The sequence below is a fragment of the Psychrobacter glacincola genome (genome assembly GCF_904846215.1).
Lineage (GTDB): Bacteria > Pseudomonadota > Gammaproteobacteria > Pseudomonadales > Moraxellaceae > Psychrobacter > Psychrobacter glacincola.
On the sequence record NZ_CAJGZK010000033.1, the window covers coordinates 1 to 17,913 of the forward strand.

Annotated in this window: 15 protein-coding genes and 2 pseudogenes; 8 read left to right on the plus strand and 9 right to left on the minus strand. The window is 42.3% G+C overall.

Features of this window, described 5'->3' with window-relative positions:
• Window positions 1-260: 260 nt before the first annotated feature.
• Window positions 261-602, minus strand: coding sequence for a hypothetical protein (locus tag JMW90_RS12785; protein ID WP_025652650.1), 342 nt, complete (start codon window positions 600-602; stop codon window positions 261-263).
• Window positions 603-863: 261 nt separating this feature from the next.
• Here JMW90_RS12785 and JMW90_RS12790 point away from each other — a divergent pair, with 261 nt between their 5' ends.
• Complete coding sequence (locus JMW90_RS12790) at window positions 864-3,512, plus strand: MobA/MobL family protein (protein ID WP_201564650.1); 2,649 nt, start codon at window positions 864-866, stop codon at window positions 3,510-3,512.
• 25 nt (window positions 3,513-3,537) lie between these two features.
• A complete protein-coding gene (locus JMW90_RS12795; RefSeq protein WP_201564652.1) occupies window positions 3,538-4,494 on the plus strand; it encodes a hypothetical protein in 957 nt (318 codons plus the stop codon).
• A 188-nt stretch (window positions 4,495-4,682) separates the two neighbouring features.
• Here JMW90_RS12795 and JMW90_RS12800 read toward each other — a convergent pair whose 3' ends face one another.
• Window positions 4,683-4,958, minus strand: coding sequence for a hypothetical protein (locus JMW90_RS12800; RefSeq protein ID WP_201532525.1), 276 nt, complete (start codon window positions 4,956-4,958; stop codon window positions 4,683-4,685).
• A gap of 157 nt (window positions 4,959-5,115) precedes the next feature.
• On the minus strand, window positions 5,116-5,418 hold the full coding sequence (locus JMW90_RS12805; RefSeq protein ID WP_265089247.1) for a helix-turn-helix domain-containing protein: 303 nt from the start codon (window positions 5,416-5,418) through the stop codon (window positions 5,116-5,118).
• A gap of 287 nt (window positions 5,419-5,705) precedes the next feature.
• Here JMW90_RS12805 and parA point away from each other — a divergent pair, with 287 nt between their 5' ends.
• Both parA and JMW90_RS12815 read left to right on the plus strand, forming a co-directional pair.
• A complete protein-coding gene (gene parA, locus JMW90_RS12810) occupies window positions 5,706-6,344 on the plus strand; it encodes a ParA family partition ATPase (RefSeq protein WP_186475557.1) in 639 nt (212 codons plus the stop codon).
• A 3-nt stretch (window positions 6,345-6,347) separates the two neighbouring features.
• Window positions 6,348-6,557 carry a plasmid partition protein ParG gene (locus JMW90_RS12815; RefSeq protein WP_025652656.1) on the plus strand — a complete coding sequence of 70 codons (210 nt, stop codon included), beginning with the start codon at window positions 6,348-6,350 and terminating at the stop codon, window positions 6,555-6,557.
• A 199-nt stretch (window positions 6,558-6,756) separates the two neighbouring features.
• On the opposite strand, the pseudogene JMW90_RS12820 reads toward JMW90_RS12815, so the two are convergent.
• The 5 genes and pseudogenes from JMW90_RS12820 to JMW90_RS12840 all read right to left on the minus strand — a co-directional run.
• Window positions 6,757-6,879: pseudogene (locus tag JMW90_RS12820) on the minus strand (cation diffusion facilitator family transporter); the annotation flags it as partial.
• 86 nt (window positions 6,880-6,965) lie between these two features.
• Window positions 6,966-10,106, minus strand: a complete 3,141-nt coding sequence (locus JMW90_RS12825; protein WP_181718477.1) for an efflux RND transporter permease subunit — start codon at window positions 10,104-10,106, stop codon at window positions 6,966-6,968.
• A complete protein-coding gene (locus tag JMW90_RS12830; protein ID WP_181718489.1) occupies window positions 10,096-11,325 on the minus strand; it encodes an efflux RND transporter periplasmic adaptor subunit in 1,230 nt (409 codons plus the stop codon). Before JMW90_RS12830 ends, JMW90_RS12825 begins: the two co-directional genes overlap by 11 nt.
• 1 nt (window position 11,326) lies before the next feature.
• On the minus strand, window positions 11,327-12,652 hold the full coding sequence (locus JMW90_RS12835) for a TolC family protein (RefSeq protein WP_201564653.1): 1,326 nt from the start codon (window positions 12,650-12,652) through the stop codon (window positions 11,327-11,329).
• Between the two features lie 48 nt (window positions 12,653-12,700).
• Window positions 12,701-13,117 (minus strand): cation efflux protein, CzcI-like, encoded by a 417-nt coding sequence (locus JMW90_RS12840; RefSeq protein WP_338103788.1) that lies wholly within the window; start codon window positions 13,115-13,117, stop codon window positions 12,701-12,703.
• A gap of 330 nt (window positions 13,118-13,447) precedes the next feature.
• On the opposite strand from JMW90_RS12840, the pseudogene JMW90_RS13945 reads away from it, so the two are divergent.
• Window positions 13,448-13,564 (plus strand): annotated as a pseudogene (locus tag JMW90_RS13945) (transposase); the annotation flags it as partial.
• A gap of 127 nt (window positions 13,565-13,691) precedes the next feature.
• The gene (locus JMW90_RS12850; protein WP_093071101.1) at window positions 13,692-14,021 is read left to right on the plus strand and encodes a four-helix bundle copper-binding protein; all 330 of its coding nucleotides are present in this window, start codon (window positions 13,692-13,694) and stop codon (window positions 14,019-14,021) included.
• Window positions 14,022-14,356: 335 nt separating this feature from the next.
• Here JMW90_RS12850 and JMW90_RS12855 read toward each other — a convergent pair whose 3' ends face one another.
• Window positions 14,357-14,821, minus strand: coding sequence for an NUDIX hydrolase (locus JMW90_RS12855; protein ID WP_007115209.1), 465 nt, complete (start codon window positions 14,819-14,821; stop codon window positions 14,357-14,359).
• A 230-nt stretch (window positions 14,822-15,051) separates the two neighbouring features.
• On the opposite strand from JMW90_RS12855, the gene JMW90_RS12860 reads away from it, so the two are divergent.
• Window positions 15,052-15,645, plus strand: coding sequence for a recombinase family protein (locus JMW90_RS12860; protein WP_201564654.1), 594 nt, complete (start codon window positions 15,052-15,054; stop codon window positions 15,643-15,645).
• A 306-nt stretch (window positions 15,646-15,951) separates the two neighbouring features.
• The gene (locus JMW90_RS12865) at window positions 15,952-17,535 is read left to right on the plus strand and encodes a Fic family protein (RefSeq protein ID WP_201564655.1); all 1,584 of its coding nucleotides are present in this window, start codon (window positions 15,952-15,954) and stop codon (window positions 17,533-17,535) included.
• Window positions 17,536-17,913: the final 378 nt, after the last annotated feature.

Sequence of the window (17,913 nt, forward strand, 5' to 3'; positions counted from 1 at the left end):
TTCACATTCTCAATATCAGTCTCATTTTTTGTAGATAGCTTGTCTTCATTTTCAGTAGCCATTATCGACACATCTGTAAACACTTATCAAACCGTTGCTAAAAAGCCTAGAAACCACTCTTATATACGTTTTACGCTCTGTCCGATACGATGGTAGCTAAAGCTATTCTAAAACGCTTAAAACAGCCGATAACCGTCTCCTAACCTTTCGCTAATTAGTAGACGATCCAGCTGTACCTTCAATTAGGCGATTTCGAGTAGCTACTGTGATGATGAATAAATATCAAGCAATGAACCGTGGTCACTGTCCTGACTGTTTTTAGGTGGTGTAAAGCTGCTTGGTACCACCTCAGCTTTACTTTGTATTTTATTGGCAATTGCTTTCAAAAATTCACGGTGCTTTTTCAAACGAGCATATTTTTCATTATCGTGTGCGTCTAAAAAAATAGCTTGCAGTTCATGATTATCATCATCGTCTAATGCGTTGGCCAACCACTCCCCCAATATTTTATGTGCTTCAAGCCTGTCCTGATCAATCTCTTTTTTAAGAGCCTGTAATTGCTTAATCTTATTTGCGAATAAATCATCTGATATTACTGACATTACCTCATCCTTTTTTTAGCCAACTATGATAGAGTTGACCCTAGCAGTACATACATAGGTATGCAAGGTAGTAAAATACACAAGACCACATCGTTTCGTGGGCGCAGTAGTATTTTAACCCTCTGTTAAGAGCGAACTTAGGAGTTTGTGTAAAAAAGACCCACAAGGGGTACTATTTTTTACACAAACTCCGTCGTTCGGCAGGGGGCGAACCCCCTACAACCCCCAAAAAATCATCTCTCAATATTGGGTTTTTTTGCTATGAATAATAAAGGGTTTCATCTGTCGGTTAGCGCCGTTAGTAAGGCGAAAAATCATAGCGTGGTGGCAAAGTCGGCTTATAATTCTGGCTCAAAACTGGTTGATGAGCAGTCAGGAGTCGTCCACGATTACACCAGTAAAGCTAAAGACAAAATCTTAAATTTAGTAGACAGTGATGGTACTAAATACACGCAAGTTCTTGAGAAAAATGTGATGCATACGGCGTTGATAACGCCAACTCTTGCTGGGGATCTAGCAGTGACACGTGAGGGTTTTTGGAATGATATCGAACGCATTGAGACTCGTAAAAACGCGCAATTGGGTACTGAGATTGACGTGATGTTTCCTGATGGGATCACCGCGGATCAGCGTATAGTTCTGGCCGAGCGCTACGCTCAAACCTTATCTGATCGCTATAACGTGCTTGTCGATGTGGCCATTCATCGGCCCCACAGTCACGAGAAACATGTGGGGGAGGTTGAAGTGGTTGAGCTGACCAGTCGTAACTTTCATGCCCATATTTTACTCTCAAGCCGTGAGATAGTAGCGGATGTTGAGGGTTATGCTTTATCAGCACGCAAGAATTGGTTGCAGTGGTCAACGGAGGAGCGGTTATCTAAGGGGTTAAACGGACGCGGCGATGAGCTTAAATATCAACGCACCCTTTGGGCGGATATGGCCAATGAGCTACTGCCTAAGAATAAAACCATTAGTGAGAAATCCTACCGTGAGCTGGGCATCAATCGTTTGCCAAAAATGAAACTGGGTAAATCACTATATAAGGATATTCTCAAAGGCAATCGTTCAGTGATTCACGAGTACAACGAGACGATTGATGAGATCAATGCTTACATTGAAAAAAATGGTTTAGTAATTGAGTACGACGACAAGGGACGTATTGACCTAGAAAGCAATGAACAAGAGGTTAACGGCGTCACAATACATTATAAAAAGCGTAAACCCTTTGCGCGAATTGAGCTCAGTAATATCCGATTTGTAGATCCTGCCGTTGAACTTGAACCCGCTATCCCTAAAAGTAACAGTCAGACGCATAGTGATGCGGCCAATGATCACGCACTTGATGAGCTTTTAGCAATCTCAGCCGACTTTGTGAGTCAAAAAAAGATGGTACGCAGCGCCTTATTTTCAACCATTGATGCGCTGCATGAAGAGTTAGCGCACCAGTCTAAACAGATTATTACCATTGATAAAAACATTAAGAGTACCCAGCGGTTCACCGAGGAGGTGGGACAGGATTTTAGTGACCCCCGCCAAAAAATGATTGAGCTTGCTAGGCAGATAAGCACAAAAGAGCAAAGTGAGGCACTAAAGGCGGCTTTAGCGTTGGTTGAGGAGTTTAGACAAGATGATACCCTACAAACAGGCCGCGCTGTTAGCCGTCTTGAAGAGCAGCTGTCACAGATTGATAAAACGGTGCTGAACAATAAAACGGTTTTAAAAAAGCTGATCCCGCTTAATAATGAAGTCATTGCGGACTACAAAGGGTTGAAGGCCACGCTAAAACCCTTTGCCGCAAAGCTGAATAAACTGGCGACTGGCTTTAAAGCTCTTGATGAGATTGATATTGAAAAATCCGACTTATCCTTACAGTGGGATCAAGCGTTTGCGGATCTACAAGAGATAGACGTCACCAATAACATGGACACTTATCATAAGTTTGCCGCATTTGCAGATCTGGATGTTGAGCGCTTTAAATATCTTCAAAAAGAGCGTGAGGCGCTCAGTACGTTAAAAGCAGTAGAGGTAGACGCGGATGCTTACACTCGTTTAACGGCATTGACCGCTGATGTTAAAGCGTTTAAGACTGCCAATGATAACGACATCAAACAGTTAAAGCAGCAAATTAATACCAGTCAAAAAACCTATCAGCGCCTGTCGCCGTTTTATGAGCAGCGTATCGCCTTACTGGATCAAAGTGAAGCTGTGATTGTGCAAGATGATGACCTATACGATGAGATTACCCGTACCAAGACCACTCAATTGAACGCAGATCGGCTTGATGACTGGCGCAACCGTACGATGGTGCTTCACCACCAGCTCAATAAAGCACATGAGCAAGCAAAGCTTAAGGAAGAGGCTGAGCGCGCACGAGAGGAGGCTTTGATCAGGCGGCGAGAAACCTTACAACAGAGGCGGCAGCAGGCATCTCTTAAGCGTCAGCGAATCAATGAGACCAAAGCATATCGAGATCGATTTGACAATTTAGTGGTACGGGTGCGTAACCGCGTTAATACCCTTGATTTTAAGGCCGTTGATGCACCGATCGAAGCGATCAACGCGGCTGAGGCGGTTGCCGCACAAGCATTTATATTCACCACTCTAAAACGCGCTGACAGCTTTACGACACTACAAAAGAGTTTACGAGACACCGATGCTAAAAAAATTGCAACGCAGGTGCAGAAGGCAGCAACGACGCTATGGCAACAGCTTGAGCGCTTGCCTGACAATCAAGATAAGGTCGAGGTATTAACCCAGATCAATGAGCGCTTTGAGCACGTTCCTGCTATCACCATAGATGGGGCAACGCTCACACAAACTGTGACAGATCACCTGCAAAAAACGAAGAACGCCATCCAAGCGCATGAACAAGCACAAAGACGCCGCTACTCCTCACCACGCCCATTTTAGGCGGCATTATAATAATGAGTACCCCATGAATAAAGACAATAGCAATGAGCAAGACATACACGATCAACTTGTTAACCTAGTGACTTCATTGACTCCGGTCATTGGGGCCTTGCGTGAGCTGATTAAGCGAGCCGATGATGCGGTAGCGAGGCGGCTTGAGCGTTCGCTTAGCGGTATTGATAGCAAGGTGAATGAGGTGTCTTCTGCCATTGAAGAATTAGGTAGTAGCGCAAGCACGACTTCGCAGGCATTGAGCCAGTATCAAGAACTCGTGTTAAAGCAGCTTCAAGCAGCAGTGACGGCTTTCACTGACAATGAGATGCCGCGTCGTTATGATGACAAAATAGCGGGCATCATCACCGATATGAAACAGCAGATTGATACGGCTGTAGAGTCGGTCGTCACTGCTAAAAACGATAGCATAGAGGTACAAATCAGTACCATGCAAGGAGTTGCTGATAAACTTAGCGCAAGCGCTGACAATCTAGCCCTATTCACCAATCAGTACCAAGCTGGTCATAAGCAGATTATTGAAGATATTGAGACCTTTGAGACCACCACCAAAACGCGGATTGAGCAGGTCGAGGGTAGAGCTAGTAAAGACTTGGACAAAATTCATAAGTCCATTGAGACTATGAGTATTAAAAGGATTGCAGCCGCTGTCGCAGCGGGTACGATGGCTGTGATAATAAGTTTGGTGGCTCTGGTATTTTGGTATGTGCCAAGCTTTGATGAGATTGCAGAGATGAAATACCAGCAAGCAGAGCTACAGCGCGGCATCGATGAGCTTGAAACGGGTTGGAAACAGGCATTTGATAATGCTCAAAGTGCGCAGTTTATTTTGGCTTGTGATGTTAATAAAGAGCAGCCTGATGCAATCAGCTGGTGCGTTAGAGCAGACAGTAAGAGTGTTTTGAGAGATGAGAGAGGCTTTGTTTATTATAAAATAGCTGGGGTGCCGCGTGCAAAGCCGACTGAGTAAAGACGTATGGCAATAGTGAGCTATATTGCCCAAAAGTGCGTCTTCTGAAACATATAAGACTGAAAAAAGGCTTGTTTGATTGTCGTTATCTTTGTCTATATTAAAAAGCCAGATAATGACACTTTATCTGGCTTTAAGGGTTATTGTTTCTTGTTAAACAAGAAGTCTGTAAATATAAGCTAAAGTGACTAGGCTGCTTGGTCAGTGTGAGCTGTGACCAACTCTATAAAAGCAGTTTCAAGGGTGCTTAACGCATAATCGTCAACGATAAGACCGTCATCTAGCTGTCGTTGCACCCAGACATAAACCGCTTCACCATTATAAAGAATGGGGTCAACACCAAGTAGGGTTGCCAGCTGTACGCCTTGCTGTATTTGTAAGTTTAATAACAGCTGAGAGGCTAACGTTTTAGTCTGTTCACTAAACCATGTGCAGCTATTGAGCCGAGATAGATTGTTATTCATTGGTATTCTCCTATAGATTATTATGTGCATATAATAAGTAAAATGACTTACTACAGGTCAAATTATACCTATATTTTAATCTATTGCAAGAGAAAAATGACCTTCTATAGGTCTTTTTATACGTTTGAGGGTTATAATGTCTTATCAAAGAGTGTGCTTATTCAGGCGACACACTGCTTTTCTCATTTATGATTTCATATAAATCACCAACATTGATTCTAAGATACGTGCATAAAGACTCGATGACATCTAGGTCAACTCGGGTGGCTTCTTCATGATACATGCGAGTAATGGTGCCACGATTGATGCCAGTATCCCTTGCGACATCGGCAATTTTAAGGCGTCTTTCGCCCATGATGGTCGATAAGTGACACTTCACCATAGTGGTTTCCTCATTAACGATTAGTAGTTTTTGATTGGTGAGCGGATTATAACGAATATGAGCGGCTAAAGTATTCATTTTAGTAGCTCATATTGATATCGAATAGCGGCAATTTACCTAGTAGTATGCAGTTTATTATGCTGTCTTTGATGCAGGACGTCTATCATGATGGATATACGCTCGTTAGAAAAGGCAATGCTATTTTTACTATGAAACATTGCTATTAGTAGTGATGTGACGTACATTTTTAGTTATACTTATATACTTATATACTTATATACTTATATACTTATATACTTATATACTTATATACTTATATACTTATATACTTATATACTCAATGCATGCTACAGGGATCTGTATTTATGAAGGTAATCGCGGTATTAAATCAAAAAGGTGGCAGCGGCAAGACTACCATCGCAACGCATCTGGCTCGTGGCTTACAGTTGAAAGGCCATAGTGTTCTGCTAGTAGATAGCGATCAGCAGGGCAGTGCGCGTGACTGGAGAGCGGTTGATGAAGACAATCCGGTACCAGTGATCGGGCTTGATAGACCAACACTTGATAAAGATTTAAAAAGCGTCTCTGATAAAGATTATGTGGTGATCGATGGATCGCCGCAAGCTACTAGTCTGGCTATTTCTGCTATAAAAGCGGCTGATTTTATATTGATTCCGGTGCAGCCGAGCCCCTATGATATCTGGGCGACCAGCGATTTGGTTGATTTAGTGCAGCAGCGTATTGAGATGAGGGATGGCCAACTAAAGGCAGCCTTTGTCGTCTCACGCGCCATTCAAAATACTAATATTGGTAAAGAGGTTGCAACCGCGCTGCTTGATTATAATCTTCCGGTATTAGAGACCAGAGTGATGCAGCGAGTTGCTTATCCTAATAGTGCTGCCCTTGGTAAGACAGTATTTGATACCGAATCGCCTAGTAGCAATGCGATACAAGAGATAACCGCATTGGTCAGTGAGATTCAAATATTTTTTGGTGAGGAGTAAGTCATGAGTTTATCAGCAGGTCGTCCTAGTAAGAACGTTAAGGATCAATTGGCTTTATCGGATGTGACGGACAGTCCCAAAAAGACGGTACGCGTGAATTTTAATTTAGATGAAGATAAACACATTGCGCTCAAGCGGTACGCGCTTGAAAGCCGAAAAACGGTGACTGAGTTGTTGACTGAAATGATTGAGGAAAAGTTGGTTGAGCGATAGGTATAAAAAAGGGACTTTCCTAAACTTTGTGTAACTTCTTATACCCTATTAGCAAATAGAAGTTACACAAAATCCAGGATGGGCTCGTGGTCGATGCCAATCCGTAACTGGACGTCTGCTCTGAATCGTTTTATGATTATGTTTGATGACCGTATCAGCAAGCATTTAATCTAAACGGCAGTTACACAGAATTCGGGATGGTCTCAAAAGCAGCGACAACTTCTACTATTAAAAAAGTAGTCGTTAAACCTAAGGCAACCATTAACTTCTTACTATTTTCTTCAGTAACAACCGCATGGCTATGATCATGATGTTCTGACATAAAATATTTTCCTTATTCTATTTATGATGAGCAGAGATATTGGATAACAGCCAATATCTCTGCTGTAAATCGACTAATCTATTGGATTAAGAAACTTTTTTTTCATTTATCCAACGATAAAGCACGGGTAACAGCACCAAAGTTAGTAATGTTGAAGAGATAATCCCGCCAATCACTACGGTTGCCAGTGGCCGTTGAACCTCAGCCCCTGTTCCGGTTGACAGCGCCATTGGTACAAAACCCAGTGAAGCCACACAAGCTGTCATCAACACTGGTCTTAAGCGCAAAATAGCCCCTTGCCACACGGCTTTATGCACTGGATATTTGTCCCTTAATTCCTTAATAAAGGTCAGCATTACCAGTCCATTGAGGACTGCAACACCAGATAAGGCAATAAAGCCAATTCCAGCTGACATCGATAATGGAATATCCCTTAGCCAAAGGAACAGCACACCACCGGTCAAGGCAAAGGGTATCCCGGTAAAGACCAATAGACTTTCTTTGACATTGTGAAAGACCGCCATCAGTAAAATAAAGATAGTGATTAAAGCCAGTGGAATCACGATTTGCATCCGTGCTTTGGCTGAAGCCAAATTTTCAAACTGACCGCCATATTCTATCCAATAACCACTTGGCAAAGTGTATGCTTTGAGCTGTGTCTGTACATCAGAAACAAAAGACCCTAAATCACGCCCTTCAACATTCGTTGTAACCACAACTCGGCGTTTACCATTTTCTCGACTGACTTGGTTGATTCCTTCAATGGTCGAGACTTGCGCGACATCCGACAATAAAATACTGCCACCATTTGGAAGCTGAATAGGTAACTGGGAAACAGATGCGACACTACGGTCTTGCTCTCCAAGACGGATAACAAAATCAAAACGACGATCGCCTTCTAAAATCTCTCCCACGCTTTGTCCACCAATACTGGTTGCCACAAGGTCTTGAATTGAACGCACACTCAAACCATATTGTGCAGCCAAAGTTTTATTTACCTCGACATTCAGTAATGGCAAACCTGAGGTCTGCTCAACTTTCACGGCACTGCTACCCGATATTTGCTGAATGATTTTGGAGATTTTAGTCGCCTCAGTATTGAGGACATTCATATCATCACCGAAGATTTTCACACCAACATCACTACGCACACCTGAGATCAATTCATTAAATCGGAGTTCAATCGGTTGTGAAAATTCACTATTATTGCCTGGAATCGTGGCTAAATACGTCACCATACGGCCACGTAATTCATCTAAACTTTCTTTAGGATTTGGCCATTCTGAACGAGGCTTTAACATGATATAGCCATCTGAAATATTGGGTGGCATGACATCTGTTGCAACCTCGGCTGTACCCGTTCTGGCAAATACTGCCTTAATTTCAGGGAAACTCTTTAAAAGAAGTTTTTCAGTATTCTCCTGAATACGTAAAGACTCTTCTAAGCCTGTACTTGGTGAACGTAACTGTTGTATCGCAAAGTCTCCTTCACTGAGCTGTGGTGCAAATTCACTGCCGAGTTTGGTACTGATAAATCCCGTAATCACTAATAAACACAGTGCAAAAGTCAGCACAACTGCTTTGTATTGATACGAAATATCAAGAGTTTGCTGATATTTAGCTTTTAGCCATAACATCCAACGACTTTCTTTTTCTTGAATATCGCCTTTGACCCACAATGCCACAGCAGCAGGCACAAAGGTGATCGATAAAATAATGGCTGCAACAAGGGCGAGTACCACTGTCAATGCCATCGGATGGAACATTTTTGCTTCCACACCACTTAAAGCAAAAATCGGCAAATACACCACCAAAATAATAAGCTGACCAAAAATAAGAGGACGACGTGCTTGGCGGGCAGCCAGAAAAACTTCCTTAAAGCGTTCACTTTGTGTGAGAGGTCGTTTTAACAGTTGCTGTGTATGGGCTAAACGCCGGATACAGTTTTCGACAATCACCACAGCACCATCGACAATGATGCCGAAATCGAGTGCACCTAAACTCATCAGATTGGCACTGATATTTTGCTGTGCCATCCCGGTTAAGGTAAACAGCATAGAGAGTGGAATGACACAGGCAGTAATCAAGGCAGCACGGATATTCCCTAAAAACAGGAACAGAATGATGATGACCAGGATTGCTCCCTCTACCAAGTTTTTCTGAACGGTTTTAATCGCCTTCTCAACCAAGGTAGTACGGTCGTACACCGTTTCAATCACTACCCCTTTAGGCAAACTATTCTGAATATCTTGAAGCTTGGCATCCACAGCTTTAGAAACAGTCCGGCTATTTCCACCCATCGCCATCATGGCAATCCCTAAAACGGTTTCTTTGCCGTTATAGGTTGCCCCACCGGTTCTTAAATCATGCCCAATAGAGACTTGCGCAATATCACCAACCCGAATTGGGCTGCCATTTGGGCTACCCAGCATGGTGTTCTCAATATCAGAAAGCCCATTGAATGCACCCGGTACACGTACCGTCAGTTGCTGACCATTGTCTTCAATATAACCTGCACCTCGGTTCTCATTATTTTGCGCTAAAGCCTGTTGCAGTTGTTCTAATGAGATATTCAGTTGCTGCATCCGGTTTAAATCGGGAGAGACCACATAGGTTTTTTCAAAACCACCAATACTGTTGACCTCTGCAACTCCCTTAACACGTTGCAGTTGAGGACGCACAATCCAGTCCTGAATCTCACGCAAATCCATCGGCGTGTATGCAGTTCCATCCGGCTTTTTCGCATTCGGATCTGCCTTCAGTACCCATTGATAAATCTCACCGAGACCCGTAGAAACGGGGGACATCGTCGGTGCGATTTGTGCAGGCAACTCAGATTGCGCCTCCTGTATCCGTTGGTTAATCTGCTGACGGGCCCAATAAATATCAGTCCCATCTTTAAAGACAATGGTGACTTGAGAGAGTCCATAACGGGATATGGAACGGGTAAGCTCCAGATCCGGAATGCCAGCCATGGCATTTTCAATGGGATAGGTAATCCGCTGTTCGACTTCAAGCGCAGTAAAACCCTTGGCTTGAGTATTAATCTGTACTTGGGTATTGGTAATATCGGGTACAGCATCAATCGGGAGTTTCTGATAGCTATACACCCCGACCGCAATCCAGGTACAGACAAAGAGCAACACCCAAATCGCATTTTGTATGGAAAACTGAATAATACGCTCAAATAATCCTTCAGGACGAGGTAAATCTTGATTAATGCCCATGACCGGCCTCATCTTTTTCTAATTCAGATTTCAACAAGAAACTGCCTTGAGCGATATACTTCTGCCCTTCAGTCAGCCCAGAAATCACTTCAAGCCATTGTCCATCACTTGAAGCCTGCCCCAATTGCACTTTCTGTGCTTTTAAGTGGACTTGACCTTTTTGTTCTGAATCTACGATGAAAATACTGTCTTCACCTTCAATACTTTGCAGCGCAGACTTTTGAATCCGAAGGGCTGATTTTGCTGTAGCTTCCGGAATCAACACTATCACTAACACATTAGAACGCAACTCAGTAGCTTGCGCATCGAGTTTTGCGCGCACCACCAGACGCCCTGTTTGTACATCTGCCTGAGAGGTTAAGCTTTGTACAGTAGCTTTATAGATTTGATCTGAATCATTCACTTTAAAGTCAATTTTTTGCCCGGCTTGCAGTTGACCTGAGAATTGATTCGGCAAATTAAACTCAAGCCATAAATCTTTCAGCTGTTCAATGACAAAGAGCTGATTAGCCTGTTGCACATTTTCACCGACCACAATATCTTTTTGACTGATCACCCCAGAGATCGGTGCTTTAATCAGAAAACGCCCATTGTTATTGCCACTTGCACCTAATGCATTTAAACGTGCTTGTGAGGACTGGACAGTAATCTGCGCTTGACGGTAGGCATTTTCGGCACGCTGGTAATCCTGTTTGGCAGAAACCCCCTGTGACCAGAGTTGCTGTTCGCGCTGGTAATCTTTACGGGCCAAATCCAGATTCACCTGTGCCATACGCAGATTTGCCTGTTGGTCGATCAGTTCAGGCACGGTTAGTACAGCCAGCGTTTGTCCTTTTTGCACGCTCTGTCCTAAAGCCACATTGATCTGCTCGACATGACCACTAAAATTAGGCGATATATGCGCTTGTTGATCGGTATTCACCACCAATTTACCTGGCAGGGTTGTCAGCTTTTCAACCAATCCTGTGGATGCAACAGCAACTTTTAAACCTTGTTCAACCATTTGTTGGCTGGTCAGTTGTATTTCGCCTTCTTCAGCATGTCCTTCTTCAGAACTATCTTCATCAGAATATTCGGCATTTCCCTCATCATAACCACGCCCCTCAGATTCAGTTTTTTTTGAACTTAACCAAATAGCCAGACTGACCAAGACCGTAATCAGAATCAAAATTGCAATCATGAGAGACTGGGATATTTTTCCGTTTTGCTTGGCGTTCATTTTATCGTGCTCCCCCATTGATTAAATTTTGCGATGCTTCGACTGCCTTTTTATTCAGTTGTGTATAGGCATCCGAACGGCTAATTTCTTCATAACTTGTGCCAATACTGAGTGCCTCAGCTGCTAGGGCAGTTTGCCAAGCTTGACGTAGAGTTTGTAATTGACCCAATCGAAGATTCTGCAGTTGGGTGGTTGCTTGCTGAACGTCGGTAATGGACAGTTTCCCTGCCTGAAACCCTAGTAAAGTACGGCTCTGAACTTTGGTCGCCAAAGTAACTTGTTCTGTTGTGGCATCGAACTGGCTACGTAAACCTTTGAGCTGATGCATGCTGTTGGCAATATCGAGTATTTGTTGCTTCAGCTCACGCTGCTGCTGTTGGTTCAGCAATATTTGCTGTTGCTGGACCATCGGGATCGCATATTGCTGGCGATTGAAAATATTCAGTGGAATAGCCACGCCGATTGCTAAAGTCGTATCGTTGCTTTCATTAGGGGTTTTGCTACGTTTCATGCCTACATTTAAAGTCGGATTGGGACGTGCCTGAATTCTTAAATTTTCAATTTGATGATCCGATTGCTGAATGTTCAAGGCATAGAATTTTTCTAGCCACCCTTCAGCAATATACCGTTGCACAGTTTGGAGACTTTGCTCTGGCCAAGGGATAGCGGTTTTATTCAATTGAAGATGTGAAGATGTTTCTCCCCCCCACAAATTAGACAGCTGACGACCGGCAGCTTGTTTATTCAGCATCGCTTGCTGATAAAGTCGTTGGATTTCTAGCGCTTCAATTTGGGCACGCTCAAAATCAACCAGGGCAATACTGCCTGCCTGATAGCGTTTCTGGGCACTGTCCAGATTGACTTTACTTGTTTTTAACTGTACTGAATAAGCAGACTGCTCAACCTCAGCAAGTGCAAATTGCGACCATGCAAATTTAACAATCAGTTGGCTTTGTGCCTTCCATAATTGCTGTTGCAATTGGATTTGTTGATTCGAGGTATTGGCAATCACCCGGTTCAGCTTACGCTGACCAAATAGATCTAGAGGTTGACTAACGCCAACATTGAATTCCTGTTCTTGACCTGAGCCAAAGCCAGACTGTTCTAAACTTATACTTGGATTCTGCCATAACCGACTTTGCTGAATATTCAATTCAGATATTTGCTGAACTTGTTGCCACGGCTTGTCTTGAGTCTGGTAACTTTGTACTTTTGCTAAAGCGGATTCAAAGCTGGTAACGTTTTCAGCATAGCTATATTGCATAGCCGCTGCACATATACAAGCAACCAAGCTATGACGCAAGAGTATAATTGATTGTGAAGACATGATTTTTCCCACTTATTTAAATAATAAAAGTGGTGGGAATGTTTTAGGCTACCCCACCATGAGCGGGGAAAATTCGGGAGGTAGGCTTTGTTGAAACAGGTCAGGAGCCTGATAGCTGTTTTTCCAATGAAATTGTGGATTCACTTTAACTTCAGAGCTTGGATGAAACACATCTACTTTTTCATTTTGTACAATCAAATGCATCATCGATGGTAGATGATCTTGATGATCTTCACCGATTTCTAAATCGCTACTGAATGTTTTTATGTTTTCTGACTGTCCATTATGATCGTGTTGACGACTATCGCTGGCACACAAGGTATTTTGGTGATGACCAAAATGATAACTCTGCTGTGATTGAGGCTGTTGTTCATGGACACAAAAGGCCGCCGCCACATTCCAAAAGCTTTGGAACATGAACAATCCAACCAAGACTGTAATCCATGTAGTAGAACGCATCATCATAACAACCGAAAAATTTGTACCAAGTATAAGGCTTAGAGCCACTCCAAGGTCAAGCTTAATAAATTAAATTAAACATTCAATGAACACTGAATAGCCGGCACTTTTGCAAATTTACCTTGTCTCTATAAGCTCACATCAATTTCAGGTAAGAATAACAATAGATAGTGAACCGTACCGGGTTTGTCGGAGACTTTTTATTTAAGTTAGGCCACCTGACCTAACGGGTTAATCTTATCATTGTACATTGCTTCAAACTCAAAAGGCAATTTTCCATGAGAGTTTCCCAAACTTTGTGTAACTGCTTATAATCCACTAACAGGAGAATAAGCAATGACTAACCAATCTGACATCAAGAAACTGGCTGAGCAAATGGCCAGCAGCATGAAAAGCTTCGATGACATCAAAGACTTTCAAAAGCAGCTCATGCAGTCCTTCATCGACACTGCATTTACACTCTCCTAAAACCATTTAACAAAATCTATGACTATTTTACTTTCCCTTACATAATCGTCCTAGTGTATATCTTTTTTTTTGATTAGCCTATTCCTAAATCAATTGACTTTAGGGAAGTATGATGAACGATATCCAATTTTCAGATTGCGCAAAGGCATGTATGAACTGTTACCTTACCTGTGCCAGTTGTGCAAATGCCTGTCTAAAAGAAGAAAATCTGGAGATGATGCGAGAATGTATTCAGCGTTGTCTAGATTGTGCAGATATTTGTCAGCTCTGTGCTCGTATGCAGCAAACAGAATCTCCTTTTATGAAAGAAATTTGTGAGCTTTGTGCCAAGGTTTGTGAATACTGTGCAGATGAATGTAGCCAACATGAGCATCAATACTGCCAGCAATGTGCTGATGCTTGCCGTGAATGTGCCGTCGAATGTCGAAAAATGGTTGCCTGATAAATAAAAGAATTAGTTGAGTTTAGGATTTACTCAATGAATAGCCAACGTGTTAGTTGTTAGTGGGTCAAACCACTAACAACTCGCAAAAAATGGCTGAATTTGTGGACGTTGTTTTTGCGATTCGATCCAAAGAGAGTACTTTGATTGAACGCGCATGAGTAAATCAGCACTAATACCTAAAGCATCGTGCAAACGTAAGGCTACATCGGCTGTTACTGGGAGGGTGTAAATAATTCTGTGTAAATACAGTTTTATTTACACTCTCAACTGTATTTACACAGAATTATTTACACCCTCCCCCTGGGGTATAGAATATCGAACTTTCTTACTTTTTAGAGTAACTCAGCTGCTTGTAATGCTATTTCTTTAACATCTAAGCTAAGGGCTAAATCTGCATTGATCAAATCTTCAATATCGAAAAATCTAGCTTCTAGGGCGTCATCACCTGCTAGAGGATCACCAGAAACCCAAATACAAAGTACGGCTACAAGAACAAAATGGTGACGCAGCTTACCACTACTATCAAAGTCAAACGCGTCTACAGCGTTAAATGTCTTAAAGGCTTTTGATACAATGCTTGTCTCTTCATAAAGTTCACGAACGGCAGCATCTTTAACAGTTTCCCCACGTTCAATTTTACCACCGGGAAAACCCCATCGACCTGCATCGGGTGGGTTAGCACGGCGTACTAAAAGCACCTTTCCATCTTTAAAAAGTACTCCAATAGTAGCTACTATTGGACGTAGGCTCTGTGGTTCGTATTGTATTATAGGTTCATTACTTAGTATATTAGACATAAAAACTCAATTGAGAATAGGACATAGAGGATAGCTTAATATTCAAGTCCTCACTAGGGAACCGAACCAGTGAAAGCGCCTGACAATCTACCATTAGACTATACCCAAAACATAAAACCTTTAAATGATAATCTATCTATCATTAGACTTTTTTATATTATTAAATGATAGTAATATCTTGTTATTATCAATGAGCACTAATTATTAAGTCTAAATAATAGAGGTGGGTTATGACTGTTCGTATTTATGTGAGAGTCAGCACTAAGGATCAAGACGCTACCAGAGCATTGGCTGATTTGGTGGCTTTCAGTACAAGTTATGATGATAACCATGTTGAGTACGTCGAGCATTTCAGTGGTACAAAGCTCGATAGACCATTATTAGCCAAGCTGCTAAAGGACGCTGAGCAAGGCGATATTCTACTGGTTGAAAGCGTGGATAGATTAAGCCGATTATCTCAAGATGATTTTGCAATTCTAAAGCAGCGTATCAAAGACAAAGGCTTGCGATTGGTGGTGGCTGATCTACCAACGACGCATACAGTTAATAATGGCATGACAGGTGAGATCCTAACAGTGATTAACCATATGCTGATCGACTTATTAGCAACGATGGCAAAGCTTGATAACGACAAGCGTAGAGAGCGTATCAAGCAGGGATTGGCTAACAGTGGCTATAAGCCCTCCGGTAAGAAGCCTAATACAACGAAACACAATCGTATTAGAGAATTAGACAGTCAAGGCAATATGACAAAAGAGGAAATCGCTAAGGCAGTTGGTGTTGGCGTAGCTACTGTTTACCGGGTGTTAAAGCCAGGCTCATAGCTGAGGTATTTTATTTTATTTTTGTTCATAAACAGCTGATATATAAGGCTTTACACGCGAGGCAAGAAGGCTTTATTTGCAGAAATAGGTACTCTATTACTACGTAGCTGTGTTAAGAACGGTGTATTTTCATCATTCAATTTCGTTCAATTATGCCCACTTAAAACGCCCTTCGATCTTTATCTAAAGACATCACAGCGTCATATAAAAATCGATTTAATGCATTGAGGCTTCATTATAATCATTATATTGCATTCATAATCGCTTTTCTGCAAAATGGCTTATCTATAATCGCTTGAGCCACTCATGATGAACACCCCTACCTCAGACCCTATTGGCGCAGCATGGCTTATCCGTTATGCAAGCATCGAGCTGGTTGCCCCTTTATATGTCAGCAGTAGTATCGGTGGGCGCAGGCAAACCTATAAAGACGGTGATGTCATCCATAACGCTTATCAGGAAACTGCGCGGCCACTGGACACTATCATTGCGCACTTACAGTTTCACATGCGTCATGAAGTGCTGAATTTAGAGTTACTGGTTCGTCTATTTGAGCAGGTAGGTGCTGATGACGTACAAGCATGGGTAAACGCTGAGCCCACAGGCAGCTATGCCCGTAGAATGGCTTTCTTGTATGAATGGCTCATGGGTCAGCAGTTAGCAGTACCGAGTAATTTAGGCGGTAACTATGTGGATGCTCTAGATGCTAAGAAGCAGGTTACTTCAAGCCCTGCGCATGTCATCAAGAATGCTCGTTGGCGTATCAATGACAATCTTGCAGGAACCCGTCATTTCTGTCCTCAATTGGTGAAAACAGAGGCCTTTACGCAAGCCGCTGCACTCGATATTGCCACAATGGTTGACAAGCTGAACGATGAATTTGGGCAAGACTTACTGATGCGTACCTCCGTATGGATGACATTACGAGAGAGTAAAGCCAGTTTTACTATAGAAGGTGAAGGGAAAGAGTTAAAACGTATTGAACGTTTCGCCGATGTGATGGCACGGCGTACCGGCAAGGGCGATATTCCGCTTGATCCTGAGTCGCTAGCAGAGTTGCAACAAGACATATTGGGTAGTAAAACTATTATTCAGCAGTACGGCATCCGTCAATCACCAGTTTTTGTGTCGCATACTCAGGTCAATGGCTTTAAAGAAATTGTGCACTATATCGCGCCACCTGCTGATGACATTGCTAACAAGCTAGCAGGGTTACAGGTATTTATGGAAAAGACTGAGGGACAATCAGCACTGATGCGTAGTGCGGTTGCCTCCTTTGCTTTTGTATATATTCATCCGCTGGCGGATGGCAATGGCCGTGTACATCGCTTCTTAATTAATGACGTCCTCAGGCGAGACCAGGTCATTCATGAGCCGATTATCCTACCTATATCACAAGCCATTGCTGAGCATCCCTCAGACCGTCATGCCTATGATAAAATTTTAGACCGTGTCTCTGTGCCGCTTATGAAGCAAATCCGTGATCATTACAGCTTTGATAAAAAGGCAGTTACTTACCCTGATGGTATTCGCTCAAACTTAAATTTTGAAAATACTCACCTGATTCAACCTGCATGGCGCTTTATGGATCTAACGCCTCACGTTCAGTACTTATCAGGACTGATTGCTCATGTTATTGAAAAAGAGATGCATAACGAGTCACAGTACCTAAGACAACATGACCATGCACGACTGGCGATAAAAGAGATTATTGAGATGCCCAACAGCTATGCCGATAGAATCATTCGCAGCATGCTACAAAATAAAGGTGCTAAAAGTAATAAGCTACTTAAGGATTATCCGTTTTTGGCAAATGAGGCAGTTTGGGATGACATTTTTGCTGTCGTTGTAGAAACCTTTAAAGATGAGACAGATGATTTGAATAGGTAGGGGAAACCCTGCTATACGCAGGGAAGCCTACTTTGATAATCAATCTGGTATAAATATCATCGTTGCGATGATGATTCGGCTATAAGAGATTCGGCTGAAATACCATAGCCTAAAACGTAATCAATATTTTTCTTGACCCTATTTACGCTAATAAACTACTTAAAACAGACTGTATAAAAGGAACTGCTGATAACAGACCATTTTAATTTGACAAGCCTTGATACAGATAGTCAAAATGATTTTGAGTATTTGAGTATTTGAGTATTTGAGTATTTGAGTATTTGAGTATTTGAGTATTTGAGTATTTGAGTATTTGAGTATTTGAGTATTTGAGTATTTGAGTATTTGAGTATTTGAGTATTTGAGTATTTGAGTATT